General features: G+C 40.1%; 14 protein-coding genes. 2 read left to right on the top strand and 12 right to left on the bottom strand.

Going from position 1 to position 17,265, the window contains the following annotated elements; all coding sequences use genetic code 11:
- Positions 1 to 82 precede the first annotated feature (82 nt).
- Entirely contained in the window at positions 83 to 3,112 is a 3,030-nt protein-coding gene (locus B5X77_RS06920; protein ID WP_079507608.1) for a beta-galactosidase, LacZ type, read from the bottom strand.
- Between the two features lie 383 nt (positions 3,113 to 3,495).
- On the opposite strand from B5X77_RS06920, the gene B5X77_RS06915 reads away from it, so the two are divergent.
- On the top strand, positions 3,496 to 4,065 hold the full coding sequence (locus B5X77_RS06915; RefSeq protein ID WP_079506490.1) for a glycerol-3-phosphate responsive antiterminator: 570 nt from the start codon (positions 3,496 to 3,498) through the stop codon (positions 4,063 to 4,065).
- A gap of 42 nt (positions 4,066 to 4,107) precedes the next feature.
- Here the strand turns inward: B5X77_RS06915 and B5X77_RS06910 are convergent, their stop codons facing one another.
- Positions 4,108 to 4,641: an MgtC/SapB family protein gene (locus B5X77_RS06910; RefSeq protein WP_139378317.1), complete on the bottom strand. Its 534-nt coding sequence runs from the start codon at positions 4,639 to 4,641 to the stop codon at positions 4,108 to 4,110.
- Between the two features lie 375 nt (positions 4,642 to 5,016).
- Between B5X77_RS06910 and B5X77_RS06905 the strand changes: the two genes are divergently transcribed.
- On the top strand, positions 5,017 to 6,936 hold the full coding sequence (locus tag B5X77_RS06905; protein WP_079506488.1) for a lamin tail domain-containing protein: 1,920 nt from the start codon (positions 5,017 to 5,019) through the stop codon (positions 6,934 to 6,936).
- 66 nt (positions 6,937 to 7,002) lie between these two features.
- Here the strand turns inward: B5X77_RS06905 and B5X77_RS06900 are convergent, their stop codons facing one another.
- The 10 genes from B5X77_RS06900 to B5X77_RS23240 all read right to left on the bottom strand — a co-directional run bounded on the left by B5X77_RS06900 (position 7,003) and on the right by B5X77_RS23240 (position 17,185).
- Positions 7,003 to 7,788, bottom strand: a complete 786-nt coding sequence (locus B5X77_RS06900; protein ID WP_079507604.1) for an HAD-IIA family hydrolase — start codon at positions 7,786 to 7,788, stop codon at positions 7,003 to 7,005.
- Positions 7,789 to 7,901: 113 nt separating this feature from the next.
- Positions 7,902 to 8,642 (bottom strand): MBL fold metallo-hydrolase, encoded by a 741-nt coding sequence (locus B5X77_RS06895; RefSeq protein WP_079506486.1) that lies wholly within the window; start codon positions 8,640 to 8,642, stop codon positions 7,902 to 7,904.
- 11 nt (positions 8,643 to 8,653) lie between these two features.
- Positions 8,654 to 9,463, bottom strand: a complete 810-nt coding sequence (locus B5X77_RS06890; protein WP_079506484.1) for a carbohydrate ABC transporter permease — start codon at positions 9,461 to 9,463, stop codon at positions 8,654 to 8,656.
- A gap of 15 nt (positions 9,464 to 9,478) precedes the next feature.
- Positions 9,479 to 10,369 carry a carbohydrate ABC transporter permease gene (locus B5X77_RS06885; protein WP_373887801.1) on the bottom strand — a complete coding sequence of 297 codons (891 nt, stop codon included), beginning with the start codon at positions 10,367 to 10,369 and terminating at the stop codon, positions 9,479 to 9,481.
- Positions 10,370 to 10,463: 94 nt separating this feature from the next.
- A complete protein-coding gene (locus B5X77_RS06880; RefSeq protein WP_079506482.1) occupies positions 10,464 to 11,738 on the bottom strand; it encodes an ABC transporter substrate-binding protein in 1,275 nt (424 codons plus the stop codon).
- 1,112 nt (positions 11,739 to 12,850) lie between these two features.
- Positions 12,851 to 13,225 (bottom strand): hypothetical protein, encoded by a 375-nt coding sequence (locus tag B5X77_RS06870; protein WP_079506478.1) that lies wholly within the window; start codon positions 13,223 to 13,225, stop codon positions 12,851 to 12,853.
- A 389-nt stretch (positions 13,226 to 13,614) separates the two neighbouring features.
- Positions 13,615 to 14,649: a hypothetical protein gene (locus B5X77_RS06865; protein WP_079506476.1), complete on the bottom strand. Its 1,035-nt coding sequence runs from the start codon at positions 14,647 to 14,649 to the stop codon at positions 13,615 to 13,617.
- On the bottom strand, positions 14,646 to 15,875 hold the full coding sequence (locus tag B5X77_RS06860) for a glycosyltransferase family 2 protein (RefSeq protein WP_079506474.1): 1,230 nt from the start codon (positions 15,873 to 15,875) through the stop codon (positions 14,646 to 14,648). The genes B5X77_RS06865 and B5X77_RS06860 overlap by 4 nt, the downstream gene beginning before the upstream one ends.
- Entirely contained in the window at positions 15,872 to 16,642 is a 771-nt protein-coding gene (locus B5X77_RS06855) for a nucleotidyl cyclase domain-containing protein (protein ID WP_079506472.1), read from the bottom strand. The genes B5X77_RS06860 and B5X77_RS06855 overlap by 4 nt, the downstream gene beginning before the upstream one ends.
- Before the next feature lie 390 nt (positions 16,643 to 17,032).
- Positions 17,033 to 17,185, bottom strand: a complete 153-nt coding sequence (locus B5X77_RS23240) for a hypothetical protein (RefSeq protein WP_176167251.1) — start codon at positions 17,183 to 17,185, stop codon at positions 17,033 to 17,035.
- Positions 17,186 to 17,265 lie beyond the last annotated feature (80 nt).

The following is a 17,265-nucleotide window of genomic DNA, read 5'->3' as shown; positions in this document are numbered from 1 at the left end:
TTTAATACTCTTTAACTAGAACCTAGACTCCTCCATTATTCCAATCCGAATGAGATACGAGGACCGTCCCTATGTCCCCTCTCTATATCCTCTCAATCATAAACTCAAATTCCATATCCTGATCAGCAGGAATGAGATATTCATCATGTACAGGCGCTCCCCAGCTGTCGTCTCCTCCAATTCCCATTTGCTTTCCGGCCACTGTGATTACACTATAGTGGACTGGCGGAAGCTCATATACATGCTGGGCATTCTCCAACTCAAAGGCTGTATAGGGAGAAACATTGCACTCCAGCGGCTCGTTGATGGAAGAGATCTTAATTCCTTGTCCCTTTTTATCCATGACGTTCAGTCTGCGTACTCCCGTCCGGTTTCCTGATTCCTGAGGCATGACATAGCCTGAGAGATTTTCCGTTACCTCGTTCTTGAAAATTCCAAGTCTTGCTCCTCTGGAACGGTCGGAATAGTTCTCTTCAGGACCCATCGCGTACCATTCAAGCTGGTCATAGTCTGCTGAAGTCTTGAATGACAGAGCAAAAATCGGCAGCTGTGGAAGGCTTTGCGCGCCGTGGTAAGCAGACTTAACATGCACTCTTCCATCACCCAAAACTGTGTAAATCACCTTTACCTCAACCTCTAAACTGATTGAAAACTTATAAGTAAAGCCAATGCTGACCTGATTGCTCTCTTCCTCAACATTGATTCCCACGCATTTGCGCGCCAGGCTTGCTGCAAACCAGACTCCCGATTCAAAGCCTTGAGCAAATCCGCGATCATTATCCGTTGTTGCCCTCCAGAATAATGGCGCCGGCGGCTGGGCGATCATTTCTCTGCCCGCATACTTCAGTGATACCAGGCTTCCAACCTGCTTGGAAAAAATCACAGAGAAATCACGGCCATGGACGCCAATATTGACATCTCCATGGACTACACTCAGCTCACCATCAACAGTTGGCTGTTCCTCCGCTTCCACCGCAAACACATACTGTCCAAAAGCAACCTCATGTCCTGCATAACCCCAAGTTGTACTCTCCTTCAATTTGAAAGCAGTTTGAATGCCATACTCACCAGAAGCAGCCGTAATATCAGCAGGGAATTTGAATTGTACTTCCGCCTCACTCTGCGGTCCTACATTCACCTCAAGCTGGTCACAGTAAATTTCCTTCCCTTCATGAAGAAGTCGATATTCAAGTACATAATCCGCTGTATCAGTAAAAAGGTTCTCATTTATGATCTTGACACTTTCAAAGTCCGGAACCAATTTAATATTCTGATACAGGAATTTCACTTCCTGCATTTTCGGTGAAAGCTCGCGGTTCGCATACACAATCCCGTTCGTACAGAAACCGTAATCTGTCGGCCTGTCGCCAAAGTCGCCGCCGTAAGCTAAAAACTCTTTCCCATACCTGTCCTTTTTGATCAGCGATTGGTCAATATAATCCCAGATGAAGCCGCCCTGGTACATCGGATATTTCTGCTCGAGCTCCGTGTATTTATGCATGCCGCCCAGCGAGTTGCCCATCGCATGCATATATTCACAGCTGATATAAGGCTTATCCGGATTTTCATCCAGGTATTTTTCAATATCTGCCGGCTTCGCGTACATCCGGCTTTCCATATCACTCGTTTCACGGTAATCAGGGGTCCAGAATACCCCTTCATAATGGACAAGCCGTCCTGGATCCACATTTTTAAAATAGCGGGAAACATTCAAGATCACTTCACCGCCATATGACTCGTTGCCACATGACCAGATCAGGATTGATGGATGATTCTTATCCCGTTCATACATCGAAACTGCCCTGTCCATGACAATGTCTTCCCATTCCGGCTTGTTGCCAGGAATGTTCCATGAAGGCTCCACCTGGCCCATTTTCTGCCATGAGCCATGTGTCTCAAGATTCATTTCATCGATGACATAGACACCATACTCGTCACATAACTGATACCAATAGCTCTGGTTCGGGTAATGAGATGTCCTTACCGCATTGATATTGTTCTGCTTAAGCGTCTTGATGTCCCAGAGCATATCCTCCCGGGAAACAACCCTTCCTGTATAGCAGTTGAATTCATGGCGGTTGACACCTTTAAAAACAATCCGCTCTCCGTTCAAATGCATGATTTTATTGATCATTTCAAAACGCCTGAAGCCGATTTTTTGCGGAATGACCTCTACCAGGCTGCCCTTTTCGTTGTATACGTGAATAAATAATTGATAGAGATATGGGTTTTCAGCACTCCAGAGCTGCGGTAGATCGACAGCAAAAAAGATTGACGCAGTTCCTTCACCCATCTTGCCATCCTGTGAAGCAACCAGACTTCCTTTTGCATCATAAAGCTCAGCTGTCACTTTCGAAGGGGCTGGCTGACCTGCTAAAAACTTAAGGTCTGCCACTAGGGTTCCTTTTTTATAGGTTTCATCTAATTCTCCACGGATGTTGGCATCAAAAACATGTACTTCAGGGACCGTGTAAAGATACACATCCCTAAAAATTCCTGAGAAGCGCCAGAAATCCTGGTCCTCTAGCCAGCTCCCGGTGCTGCGCTGGTATACCTCGACAGCTAATTTATTTTCTCCTTCGTTAAGGAATGGCGTCAGGTCAAAATCTGCAGGAGTAAAGGAATCTTCACTATAACCCACAAACTCGCCATTCAGCCAAACATAGAATGCCGACTCTACACCCTGGAAGGAAATATAAACTGGTTTGTCCTGCATGTTAGCCGGAGTAGTAAACGTTTTCACGTAACTTCCGACTGGATTGTGGTTCACAGGGATTTCAGGCGGCCGGATATCCGCGAGGCCATCCCATGGATACATTGTATTTACATACTGTGGCTGGCCGTAGCCCTGAAGTTGAATATGTCCAGGAACAGTGATGTCTCCCCACATGGAACAATCGAAGTCTTTCTGGTAAAAATGCTGTGGCCGATGGGCCGGATTAATAGAATAATTGAACTTCCAATCACCATTGAGTACATGTCTCATCGACATCGGGACACCGTTTTTAGCCTCCTCTGCCGTTTGGTAATAGTGATGGTCTGAATGGGCAGGAACCCGATTAACAGCAAAAACTTTTACATCTGAAAGCCACTCTAATGTTGGAATTGTCATCTTAACAAGCTTCCTTTCTATTCTTTTCTGCAAAACTCTCTACTCCCATATTCCTGCAAGCTAACATGATACAGAACATGATTGCTACTGGCAGCAATGCAATTATGTGAAAATTTTATGTCATTCAGTTAAGAATTCATCAAACAAAACATAGAATCCTTTGTTACCGCTTCCATCATATTGCGAAATGCTTCCTTCATGATTATTTTACTATAATGAATAATACAAATCATAATGATATTATTACCACTGTAACCAGAATGCTAGATTAGCAGTATGATAAGTTTCTTTATTTCTGTTCCGAATGGAACAGAAGAACCGTACCTCTGTCACTTGTGCTATAATGAAGATAGAATATTCAGACGTTTAAAGGGGGTGAGTAAGTGAAACGAAACATTATTGACATCGTCCAATCGCAAGTCATTGCATCAGTCAAGGAAGAAAGTGACTTGGAAAAGGCGGTTCAATCAAACGCCAACATTGTATTCATCCTTACTGGAAATTTAATTACCATGGATGGATACCTGAAAAAACTGAAGGAAGCTGGTAAAACTACCTTCATACATATTGATTTCATCGATGGGCTGTCCAACACGAAGAGTGCGATTAAATACATAGCAGAAATATGGAAGCCTGCAGGGATCATCACAACAAAGAGTAACCTCATTAAATATGCAAAGGAAGAAGGCTTAATGACGATTCAGCGCCTTTTTCTTATTGACCGTAATGCACTGGTCAAGGGAATTGATATCGCCCATAACTGCAAGCCGGATGCCATTGAAGTACTTCCTGGTCTGATGCCCTCTGTCATTGATAGACTGACAACCATGACTAATCTGCCAATCATCGCTGGTGGGCTAATCAGTAATAAGGAGGACATTCTTAATGGCTTAGGTGCAGGCGCACTTGCTATATCCTCTGGAGATCCAAAGCTGTGGAATCTGGATCTGTAATCCACCATGAGCTCAACTTTACGAGTTGAGCTTGATCTCTATTCAGGCTCCAAACTCTTCTTTTTCTCCATCCGTCTTTCTTTTTTTCTTGAACCATGGAAAACTCACCCTGGTAATCTCCCTCTCTTCAAAGAAGTTTCCGACCTTCGTAATGATGAAGGTTACCAGTGTGGCGAAAATCACAATACCATAGAAACCAGCACCTATGCCAATTCCAATTCCTCCAACATAAAAAATCATCGCTGCAGAAGTCAGTCCCTTTACCCGCAATCCATCTTTTAAAATCACACCGGCCCCAAGGAATCCCAGACCAGATACAATTTGGGCTGCCAAACGCATTGGATCCATCACTTTCCCGCTATCATGCTGACTAAGAATTTCCGCACTCTCAATTGAGACAATTGTTATCAATGTACATGCAACCGATACATATGTGTACGTTTTTAGACCCGCCGGCTTGTTTTTCGATGTCCGGTCCCATCCGATTAAGAATCCTAATACAGCACTGACCAGAATCCGGAAATAGATTTCATGCTGCCAGTAGAATCCAGATGTATAATCCATGATAAATGCCATCCAACCAACCCCCTTCATGATAAAAGAGACCACCCGAGGAAACGAATGCTAAGTCACCCCATCATAAATGAGGGACCAGTGTTCGCTTCATAGGTGATCTCTTCTACTCTTCCTACAAGCCGCAGTGTATTTTAATTACCCTAATCATAAATCATTTGACGAGTCTTTTCAATGGTAAATTCTAATAATTCAGAATTTATTATTTTTTCTATTGCCAGTAGCACATACCCATTGTATGATTAAACTAGAATATAAATAGTGGGTAGAGATGAGGAGAACCCTGTGTCAATTGCATGTACGAAAATCGTACATTCTGTTGTCATGGGGTTCTTTTGATTTTTACATAAATAACAATTTTAAAAGGAGGAATTAGAGTTGAAATTTAAATCAATAAGCTGGGTTAGTGCTATTATTCTCACTTTGGGAATTGGGCTTGGGCTGCTTCCAGTCAAAAACGTTAAAGCAAACACTCCGATACCCAACCTGCTGATTACGGAATTGATTCCCAATACCGATAACTACGCAGGTAATGATGCATTTGAGTATTTTGAACTTTATAACAATAGTCCTGAGCCGATCGATCTTAAAGGGTATCGATTCGCCTCCCACAAATGGAATGAAGAAATAAAGGATACTTATATCCTGAAGCCATGGGATACTGTAGTTGTCTGGACAAGAACCGCATCAATCAGTCCAATCTCGCTTGAAGCATTCGACTATAACTATTTCTATTCATACAAAAGTAAGTATTTAAAAGAAGAGGATACAATTGTTCTTGACGATATAAGCGGATTGGTTAACGGAGGGAACACACTGACCGTTTATGGCCCTGATGGCCAGGAGGTCGTCAAAGCGAATTACTCAAGTCAGGACGTTTCCCTAAAGCAAACCGTCACCTATACCTACCCAAAGGACAATACACGTACAATGAAAAAACTTGCAGCAAATCAGCTACCGACACCAGGCTGGCTGGCAGAAAATCAAGCCCCAGCTCGTCCAGTAGCAGATGAAGAAGCACCGCAGCCGCCGGGCAACCTTCAGGCAATTTCAGGGAACGGAGAAGCTACTTTAAAATGGGATGAATCAACTGAAACTGACCTATATCGTTATCACATTTACAAAGATGGCAATTATGAATTCTCAATAGACCCATCGCAGACAGAATTTACACTTTATACGTTAATCGGAAACCAAACATACACATTACAAGTAAGTGCGGAGGATACATCAGGGAATGTATCGGAAAAATCAGCGCCTGTACAAGTAACGCCAAGACATCAAATTATCACTCAGCTGGAACGATGGGAACATGAAAAAGATCCAGCCTACCAGGGGCTTTGGGATATCAGTTCGGACGGCCCGGTGATTGCAGGGCTGGCCCAGGGTCTCGTCCCTCAGGGATTGACCTACTATAAGAAAAAAGACTGGCTGCTTACGATCAGCTACGTCGATGATGGGATTCGGCCAGGCACAATTACTGTAACAAATCGTACGACAGGTGAACTTGTGAAATCCGTTGTCCTTTACAATACAGATGGCACTCCTTACACCGGTCATGCTGGCGGTGTTACCGTGAGCCGGGATCATGGCTGGGTAGCATCCGAGAATTACTTGTTCAGTTTCAATTTAAGCGACCTGGTAGAAGCAGAAAATAACGGAGAAATCCAATTCACCAAACAAATTCCAATCCCGGTTGAAGCTGCTTATACAGCTTATGATGAAGGCATTCTCTGGGTGGGAGAATTCTATGAGGCAAGTTCCTATCCAACCAATCCAGCTCACCATATCGAGAACAGGGACGGGGAGATGCAATACGCATGGATGATTGGATTTGATTTAGAACGAAACAACGATATGATTGCCAAAGAACACTGGAACGGTTTGCCTGACCACAATGCTGTACCGGATTATGTCCTTTCAACAACAGGGAAAGTCCAGGGTGCCATCGTACAGAAAGCATCACAGAATGGCATTACGCTAAGTACATCGTATGGAAGAGCAAACGACAGCGTGCTGTATCGTTATGAATACCCGTTAAAAGAAGATCCTCATTCCTATGTAACGGTCGAAGGAAAAGAAGTACCTCTTTGGTTCCTTGATGGCCACACTGCAAAACCACGTAAAAGCATTGAAGCCATTCCAATGCCTGAGGGAATCGTGGAAGTGCAGAAAGAACTCTATGTTGTGTTTGAATCCGGAGCAGATAAATACCGGTATACGACCACTTACCCGATGGACCGGATGCTCAAGATTGATATGAAGAAATTAATGAGAGAGGATAAAGGAATTCAATAGCACGAAAAAGGAAGCGGCCGTAAATGGCCGCTTCATTTTTCCAGTTTGCTCGTAAGGCTATCCGCCTCATTTCACTTTATCCGTCATCAACCCGCTTACTGAAGGCAAGACATAGTCCGGCTTCCAGATAGAGTCCTTTAAGTCCTCCTCCGTTGTAATCCCGCTAAGCACAAGTGCTGTTTTCATTCCAGCTTCGACCCCCATTCTTATATCTGTTTCAAGGCGATCGCCGATCATTAAACATTCTTCCGGCTTTAGCTGAAGTATTTTTAATGCTGCTTCAATCGTCAGGATGGACGGCTTTCCTATCTGTACATCAATCTTTTTCCCGGAAACTGCTTCAACAGCCCCAATCATTCCGGCACAATCTGGAACATCCCCCACTTCCACTGGACAGGTTCTGTCAGGATTGGTGGCAATCATCTTTGCCCCAAGCTTTACCGACTGGTAGGCAAAATTCAAATGGTCATAGTGAAAATCCCGGTCCCATGACAGCACGACGACGTCCACCTCTGCTGGAGCCATCCCCTCTTTAAATCCTGCAAGTGTCAGCTCATCCTTAATCGGCTGCTCGCCAATCACATACAACGTGGCATTTGGATAATGCTCCCGCAAATATTCAATCAATGTAACCGTCGGGTTCAAAATGTTCTCCAGGCTCGCATGGATGTTGAAATTCCGCAGCTTTTCAACATAACGCTGGCGCGACTCGATCGTCTTGTTTGTCAGGAACAGCACTTTTTTTCCTTGATCAAGAAGGGAGTTGATCACGAAATCTGCTCCTTCAATCAATTGCTTGCCGAGATATACGGTGCCATCCAAGTCAAAAATATATCCTTTCAGGTTTCTCATTGGTCTCCTCCATCCAATAAAAAATTCCCTGAGCATGACGACTTTTCCAATTTTACAATTGGATGCCGCCATGCCCAAGGAATCTCCTCATCTCTATCCTTGTTTTTATTCACTTATACTTGTACCGTCATCAAGTCTTCACCGATGACAACCTTCGGGATGCCAAACCTTGCTGCCTCTTCTTCATACGGTTCTTTGTCAGATAAGTGGACCAGGACAATTTCACCGATCTTATCCATGTCATATCTCTCTACAACTTCGACAAGACTGCTGTGGTTACCCGCCACTTTACAGGCAGATGTTGCTTCATGGATTAACAGATCGATATGATCATACTGTCCGATTCGTTCGTTGATTTCTGTATCGCTGGAATAAACGGTGACACGGTCGCTGCATCGCACCTCCAGTCCTACTGTAGGTACGGAATGAAGCGCCTTGAAACAGGAAAAAGTCATCCCTCCGCCTGATAATAGCTGCCCTTCCTTATCACCATCAAAGGTTTCCACCTCAATGGCAAAGGCAATCGGCCACTTTTCAGCCTCCATTGTGTTCAGCCATTCCTGAAGCTTTTTCTCATTACGATAATCACAAAGAATCCTTAAAGGCTTTTTCCGGTCTTCGAGCCACATCCCCCAAAGCAAGGATGGCAGCCCATATATATGGTCAATATGGAAATGGGTGAACACAACTGCATCAAGCTCACCTAAATCAACCTGGAGCATCTTCAGCTTTCTGCATGGGTTGCCGCTGACATCGACCAGGACATGATAACCGTCATTCGAAAAACAAATTGACGTATTGTCACGTTGTGAACCGGGATAAGCACTTCCCGTGCCTAAAAAATGAATATCCACCTAACCACCACCTATTTAATTCCTGAATGCATGAAGCTTGATACGAATTGTTTTTGGAATATGAAGAAAGCGATCACTAAAGGCATAATGACCATTACCGTGCCTGCGGCGACCATTCCCCACTGTGCCCCGGTTTCATAAGACTTTGCAAACAAAGCAAGTCCGACGGTCAACGGCCGGGACTCGACAGAATCTGTGATAATCAACGGCCACATAAAATTGCTCCAATGGTGACTGACGGACACAAGAGCAAATGCAATATAAGTCGGTTTTGCCGATGGAATGTATACATGCCAGAGAGTTTGATACCATTTACAACCGTCTATTCTCGATGCTTCATCAAGATCATACGGTACCTGCTTGAAGGTCTGGCGCATCAGGAATACCCCGAATGCCGAGGCCCAATACGGCATCATGACAGCTAGCTTCGTATTAACAAGACCTAGCTGGCTCATAACCTGATAGTTTGGGAACAACAGAATTTCAGGCTGAATCATCAACTGAAGCAAAAATAGGATGAACAGCACATTTTTTCCTTTAAAGTTCACGCGTGCAAAAGCATAAGCTGCTAGCGTGATTGTAATTAACTGGACAATCAGCACGCCGAAAACGATTACAAACGTATTGAAGTAATAGCGTAAAAATGGTGCGGTCTCCCACGCTTTCACATAGTTTTCAATCGTGGGATTCGAAACCCAGAACGGAAAGCCTCCATTGATCACTTGGTTTCCTGGAGAGAAAGAAGTGATGAATACCCAAATCAGCGGAATAAACGAAATAACCCCAAGAATAATAATGATGCCATAATTCAATTTTTTCACTTATTCTTCCCCTCCTTAATAATGAATTTTCCGATCAAGGTACAAATAGTTGAAAGCAGTGATACCAAGCATAATAACTATTAAAATCACGGTCAGAACCGCGGCTTTACCAAGGTCCCAATTCGTAAATGCCGCTTCATAGATATGGTAGAGTAATAGATTGCTGGCATTATCAGGTCCACCCTTGGTCATGATATACAAGTGATCCACGTTCTTGAAGGAATTCGTAATCGCCACAATCATGACGAACAGGGTTGTTGGCATTAAAAGCGGAAAGGTGATGTGACGGAACATCTGGAACGGTTTCGCTCCTTCAATCTCAGCAGCTTCATAGACATCTCTCGGCAAATTTTGCAAACCAGCTAAATAAAAAATCATATAGAAACCGGCATCTTTCCATATAATCATGATAATCATTGCAACCATTACTGTATTTGGATTCCCCAGCCAGTTCGTATCACCCGCGCCAAACAAATGCAGGAAGTTATCGAGCAGCCCGTATTGAGGGGTATAAATGAAAAGCCAAATATTTGCTACAGCAATTAGCGGAACGATTGTCGGGTAGAAAAACGATGTCCTGAGCAAGGCGCTGCCGGCCATTTTTTTATTTAGCCAGATGGCAAGATACATCGCCAGGAACAAACTCGTCGGTACCGTACCAATCATGAAGATGATGTTATTCACAATGACCTTCCTGAATATTTCATCACCGAAAACTTCTTTATACTGATCCAATCCGGAAAACTGCAACCGGGTCATCGGTCCACTGTAGAAGCTTAACTGGAACGACTTGAGAGTCGGGTAAAACGTAAATAAAGTTAAAAATATAAAAGAAGGAAACAGTAATCCGTAGGCAAACAGATTATGCCTCAATCCGGAACTTAATTTCTTTCGTTTCGTAGTCAACAGATCATCCCACCTTTCTTGTGAATGAAGAGAGCCCAAGTCAGCACAGTTTCCACTTGAGCTCCACTCCGTTCAGTCCATTGCTGCTGATTCATTACTTAAAAGGCTTCAGAACTTCCTCTGCTTTCTCCTGCGCCTTTTCCAAACCTTCATCAACAGAGCTTTGGCCAGTCAAGACCGCTTGAATATGGTCGTTAAAGATTTTCTGAATCTCGCCATTCTGGTATGTCGCCAATTCACTATGTGCATATTCCAATTGCTCACGAGCAACAAGCGCAGGCGGGAATTCCTCTACATACTTCTTCAACAGTTCCGTTTCATAAGCAGATTCTCTTGTGGCAACATATCCGGTATCAATTGACCATTGAGCTACACGCTCAGGTTCTGTAAGGAACTTCATGAACTTGATTGCAGCTTTCTTATTTGCTTCGGGAAGATCTTTGAACAAGTAGATATTTCCTCCACCAGTCGGGGAACCATATTGATTGTTTGCAGGCAGGAAGGATACACCGAAATCAAAGTCTGCATTGTTCTTCACATTTGTCAGGTTACCTGTCGTATGGTACATCATCGCTGTTTTTCCACTCAGGAAGTCAGAAGGAACTGTCGCCCATTCAATCACACCCTCCGGCATGATCTTATGCTCTTTGCCAAGGGACAACCAGTATTCCATTGCTTCTTTCGCATAAGGCTTGTTGAAATAAACTTCCTTTCCGTCTTCCGACATGATGTTGTCTTCCGTTTGAAGTGCTAAAGCCTGGAACATCCAATACTGGTATCCAGTACTCGGGATTTCAAGACCCCACTGGTCCTTGCCGCCATTTTTCGTCAGCTTCTTCCCGTATTCCACCAGTTGATCCCAGTTTTCAGGTGGAGCTTCCGGATCCAGTCCCGCTTCTTTGAATGCGTCCTTGTTGTAATACAAGACGATCGTACTGCGCTGGAATGGCAAGCTATACACCTTATCTCCGATAGATGAGTTCGCCATGAATCCATCATAAAAATCATCTAAATACTTTTTATCAAACAAAGGTGTAACTTCTTCAATCAGATCGTTCTCTAGCAATGTGAAAAGATCGATTGAGAACAACACAGCAAGTTCTGGCGGATTCCCGCCTTGCGTCGACGCCATTACCTGAGTCATTGTTTCAGCATAACTGCCGCCATATTTCGCATTCACTTTGATGTCAGGGTTCTCTTTCTCGAAATCTGCCACCATTCCATCAACGATGTTCGCTACATCCCCACCAACCGCAACCGGGAACCAGAAATCAATCTCAGTCTTTTCTTTAGTTCCAGTTTCATTGCTGCTGCATCCAGCAATGACCATCAAAAAAACAATGATTAATGATAAAAACTTGACTTTCATGGCATTTCCTCCCCTTAAAATCTATTTTTTTCATAAAAAAACCCATGAACAATAAACTGCATCACAAAAAAAGTGTCATGCATTTTATTGGTCACAGGGATTCTCCGCATCTCTACCCTTAGACAATAACCTGTCTAATCATATGTCTGATTATTCATAATAATACAATATCAACTAATTCTTGGCAATATAATTTTTAGAATACGGGGAAGGAGATGATTTCCAAATAAGGATCGTCTATTGAGAGACTGTTATAATCAATAAGTACCAGCCTAATCTTCTGTCAGTTTTCTCATTTGAAGGTCTCAAAGACAACAATATTATTTGGATTTTTAGAAGCATTCTTTCCCAATAGACGGTGATTGCCCAGCAACATTATTTTCAGGAAATACAACCAAATTCCTACACTAGAGTTCAAGCAGAGGCCGGAGACTCCATTCTATATCTTGCATGTACAGCTATTCTGCTTGTACTGTTTATTCAGCTTGCTCAAAATTTAAAGAGAGTAAATAGTCATAAGGCGTTTATAGTAAGGTCTTTTTGCTATGGGAATCATTGCACTAATGTTTGCTGCATTAACGACCATTAGGATGGCGACTTTTATCCACCCAGAAACAGTAAAGGAATCTTATGAGTTTTTTATGGGATCTGAACTGGCACTTTTTCCAGCTACTGTATTAGGAATGAGTATGATACGCGTCAAGAAGGAGGAATGTGCTAATATAAACACTTGTCATTTGGCTAAGTCGTAATTCTTAATGGCGGGACAAAGAGAATCATGATCTACGGAAGAATTTAAAATTTAAAGAAGATAAGTACCTATCCGCGTAAGTTAAGTAACTTAATATCCCCTAACAAAAACCTTATCCTTCTTAACCCCTTGAAAGGCAAGCGGTTTGTTGCGGCAATATAGGGATTTACCTTTGTTCCTCAAAGAATACAGGCAACCTCCTTAACACCACAAGGAAGTAGTTGATGAGGTTTTAGATTTCCACAAGAAAAAATGAATATTTGTAAAAAAACTTGTACGACGAAAATTCATACAGCATCAGTAAACTCACAAATTATTCTATTCTCTTACCAGCGACCTGAGAGTTTTGTCTCTCAAAATTTTAACCGTTAGTTTGACTCCATGCATAACACATAAAACGCGCATCAGAGGTTAGCCATCTTTGTGCGTAAGGAAGGTCATACAACTGCTTATGTTCATAAAAAAGCTTCTTGGCATAAGGAAGCTTGACTTCCCGGACAGCGTCATTCAACAATTTCAATAAACGTTTATCTTTTTCACTCAAATGAATAAAATCAGCATCTTCCTTTTCTTGAGCAATCACTTTTACCAGTTCTTTTGCTTCAGCGCCTAGTAACTTGTAATTTAATGGCTCTGCAATACGATTCCATTCCTTTAGAATCATACTCCTTGCGGCACTATATTGCTGTTTATCCATAAAATTATTCAAGTTAAAAACAACACTCTCAATTTTCAAATTTCATCCCGTCCACCTCGTTAAGTATGTTACATACATTATTTTAATTAGGTCCAAAGAACCAGTCAAGACTATTCTTAATTTTTCAAATATATATATTTTATTCTTTATCACGGAAGCTTCTTTGATTTTTTTATGCATTGCAAATTCTCGATAGCAACCAGTGCAGGCAGGAATTCAAAACATACTTTTGAACAGATTATTATTACCCTTTATAGAGGAAAAGAGTTAGTTTATTATAAAAAAGGGTTAGTAATTTTCAACCATCTATCATAAAGAACCCACTAATATTCAATAACTTAGTGGGCTCTAAAAAAGTTGGATATTCTATTCGTATACTAATGACACGTTATATGAAACTTCCAAGTAAATTAACGAAACATTAATCATCAAGGGTTTTGTATAAAATCGTTATGATTAAATTTGTGAGTAGCTATTGCATAGTGGATTAAATCAAAGAAATGGATCGAGCTATAATCGTCCTTAGCTTGTAAATCAAACTCCATTAATTTCTTATGTAATATTTCAGCCATCTTGTAATCCTTCGTTTTCAAAAAATAAATAGTTGCTAGAGAATAGACTGATGATGATTCATATGATACAGATGCTACTGGATTGTTTGATCTAGTATATTGTCCATATAACTTTCCATTTTCTTCAATTTCTTCCCTAACCCAGGATTCAAATATTGAATTGTTTCTGCCCATTTCAGCCAAATGAATTTCTATTAAAAATTGATCAATTAGGTTTACCGTATTTCTATTCTCTTCTAGAAACTGGTTCTTCTCTACAGAATAATACTCCGGATAAAAAATACGTTCTTTTTGTTTATAAAGCTGTAAAAGAATATGTGCATTTTCTATAGGTAGATTTCCTTTCTCAATACCATCAGTATTTAAATAACTGAAATGGATTGTATTAGCACGTGCATTTAACTTCCAGTCATAAAAATCCAGATATACTCCAGATTCAATTTGATTTTGTTTAATTCCTTGGGATAGTTTAAGAGCTATTTCTTTATATTTATTTGTTTCAAAGACTTCACTAGCCTCTATTAAAACCTTTATTATCCTCACATCGTCAACCAATGCATTAGTGGTAACATTATCGCCTATTTTCCACTTTACAAAGTATTGAGAATTTTCATAGACTATAAAGTGATCTTGCAAGACTTTAAATTGTTCTTCAAATCTTTTTTTATCCCTTCGTAATAACAGATACTCCATGTATAACCCTTGACTTTCAGAAAGTAGTTCTAAATTATCATCTCTTCCGTAATTTTTAATAATATTACTTTTTGTTATATAATTTTTTTCTATCATCGTAATTATGTCTTTATCTGCTCTGAGTTTTTTATTCGGTTCAGGATAGAACAAGATAATTAAAATAAGCATCAGTATACCTACGGTTAAGCCCCTTTTCAAATTTGTTCTCCTTTGAATCTTCTTGTTTTGTCCCATTCTATTGTTTTATTTCTAACCCGACTCGAAATATATGAATAAAAGCTTTTGGTTAATAGAATTAAAAATAATTGAGCATACGTAAAATACATAATAATGCCTACTATAATATTATAAGCTGACACTGTTTTGTCCAAAACAAGCCCGCTAATAATTTGAAAGGAATAGACAATATAACTCATGAACCAAAACATTAACAAAGGAGATTCAACCTTTGGAAGATCAACTTCTATTAAACTGAGTATAAACCAAATATTTGAAAATAATAAGAAAATGACAAAGAAAAAATAAGTTATTACATGTTGAAGACTATGATAAAAGGTTCTACCTTTCCAATAGCTTAAATCTTTAAAAGACTTTTCGAGAATATAAATGTTGCCAATTAGCCATCTAGTTCTTTGACGAATAAACACCTTTAAATTTTCTGGCTCTTGTTCCCATGTTCTTGCTTCATGGACAACAGGAATAGTATACCCTTTTGCCGTAACCCGGATGGTGAGTTCCGAGTCTTCCGCAAGTGCATAAGGATCATAACCACCCATTTCCTCTAAAACACATCTCTTTAACAACATGTTAGTACCAGCTAGTGCCCCAATACTAAAAAGAACCCATCGTCCAGACTGCATTAGCAATTGAAAAATTTGAAATTCTATCGCTATCATTCTAGTTAGTATATTTTTATTAGCGTTTAAAGTTTTAACATAACCTACAGCTCCGGCTGCATTTGGAGTTGTCTCAGCACTTTCTACTAATAGTGTAACTGCATTAGGTTCAGGTTGATTATCGGCATCATAAACTAGAAAATATTCAGAATCAGTTTTGGACAGTCCGTAATTTAAAACTCTTGATTTTCCCTTCGGGCTACCAGGAGGTACCTTTATATAATGTATTCTATTAAATAGCTTTTCAAATTCCATTGTTATTTTTGCGGTATTATCATTAGAAGCATCATCTAAGACATAAATATCTAATTTACCGGGGTAATCAAGTTGTGACATAGAATGAAGTGTATCTTTTATTACTACTTCCTCATTATGAGCAGGTATTAGTATAGCTACAGAAGGGTACTTCGCTAAAACTCTTCTCTCTCTTTTCGCTATACGATGGTATACACCTGCTATTGCAACAATAGAATAGTATATCAGCAAAAGCCAAAAAAAACTCATTACAAAAAGCAAAATAATTTTCATAATGATTTCACCTGCAAATTCATATTTTTAAAGGCAGATTCTATTGTTTCTACAGTAGTAATATCAACTGAATAAGGAATATAAACTAATTCTCTTTTTATATTATCTTTAATTCGGTTTAAGACTATATCTGTACCCTGTTGGTTGGTGTTTTGTAAGAAAATCAAAAGTGTATTATCATCGTATCTGGTTATAATGTCATAGTTTATTCTAATTGTATCAATACATATTCTAGCGATTGTTTGAATAACTGAATAATTTGTTATCTTCTCTTCTACTAGGTTTAATTTTAATAGGTATGATTCTTCTTTTCTTCTTTTTAAGCCGGTTATTAGAATAGTTGCTTGATTAATAAATTCATTAATCGATAATAAGTGTGGTATATCGTTATATTTCTCTAGTTCCCGCACACGTAATTTTAACATTTCTCCTTCATCCAATATCCTCTTTAGGCGATCAAAGAGTAACCATAGCAATAATAAAATTGCAGACAGAAAAAGATGAAGCAAAATATACATTATTTGATCTTTGATGGGAAACCCATTTTTAAAACAATAATAAGTTAGTCCAAACCCATATGTTAAGCTAATTACTAGCAGGGTAATAAAATTCTTAGCACTACTTGTATTCATTAGAACGATGAGATAGATAAATACAATGACATAATTTACCCATGACTTCTCAATTGGTAGAAACACTATTGAACTTAGTAGCAAAGCAACTAACAAACTGGTGTACCATAGCAGAGAGTTTAAACTTTTTCCCATGGACTTTCTCCCTAAATCAATCTAGTTATAATCGAACTCATTTCTCCATAATTCTAGCATCACATTTAAATTTGTCTATGATGTTTGACAGGTAGTTTTTACCATTAATTACCGTGCTATTAATAGCTGAAAAAAACCCTTTCTCCTGTGTAACATGCTTCCCACTGTTATTGGGAATGTGGTAACTGATAGAGCATCCAAATAGTAGTGCCAACCCTTTTTGGGTAGATAATCTTTCCCAATAAAAAAGATGATCCTAATTTGGATCATCTTTTTAACATTGTTTTTGAGGTTTAAGTCGAAAATGGCCGCTTGCACTCCCTCTTGTTTAAGTATAAATATGCGATGATGCGGGATACAAAAAACGCCTCTTTTTGTTTGCGGTCTGTATTATCCTGTAATTGTCTTTAAATCTATAATTAAATCGTCCATTAATTTCTGAATTGTCATTTCCTCATTTTCCATGCCCTTTTCAAACGTTCTCTTAATCACATCAAAAAATAACTCCTGATTTAATACAGCAGGTCTTTCCTCTGCATTCATATTTTTTTCCTCCTGAGTCTAGATGACATTATTCTATTAAAGACGCCAGCATTTGTAAATAGATTTCCAGATATTATATT

Origin of the sequence: Mesobacillus jeotgali (assembly GCF_900166585.1) — a bacterium.
Taxonomy (GTDB): Bacteria; Bacillota; Bacilli; order Bacillales; family Cytobacillaceae; genus Mesobacillus; species Mesobacillus jeotgali_A.
Note: the sequence above shows the minus strand (reverse complement) of the source record. Positions and strands in the feature narration are given on the sequence as shown.

Excerpts from the sequence above, each read along its gene's own strand:
- B5X77_RS06910 (WP_139378317.1), bottom strand. The coding sequence starts at position 4,641 with ATGGCATTTATCATGGATTATACATCTGGATTCTACTGGCAGCATGAA.
- B5X77_RS06900 (WP_079507604.1), bottom strand. The coding sequence starts at position 7,788 with ATGAGAAACCTGAAAGGATATATTTTTGACTTGGATGGCACCGTATAT.
- B5X77_RS06855 (WP_079506472.1), bottom strand. The coding sequence starts at position 16,642 with ATGGGAAAAAGTTTAAACTCTCTGCTATGGTACACCAGTTTGTTAGTT.
- B5X77_RS23240 (WP_176167251.1), bottom strand. The coding sequence starts at position 17,185 with ATGAATGCAGAGGAAAGACCTGCTGTATTAAATCAGGAGTTATTTTTT.
- B5X77_RS06860 (WP_079506474.1), bottom strand. The coding sequence starts at position 15,875 with ATGAAAATTATTTTGCTTTTTGTAATGAGTTTTTTTTGGCTTTTGCTG.
- B5X77_RS06920 (WP_079507608.1), bottom strand. The coding sequence starts at position 3,112 with ATGACAATTCCAACATTAGAGTGGCTTTCAGATGTAAAAGTTTTTGCT.
- B5X77_RS06880 (WP_079506482.1), bottom strand. The coding sequence starts at position 11,738 with ATGAAAGTCAAGTTTTTATCATTAATCATTGTTTTTTTGATGGTCATT.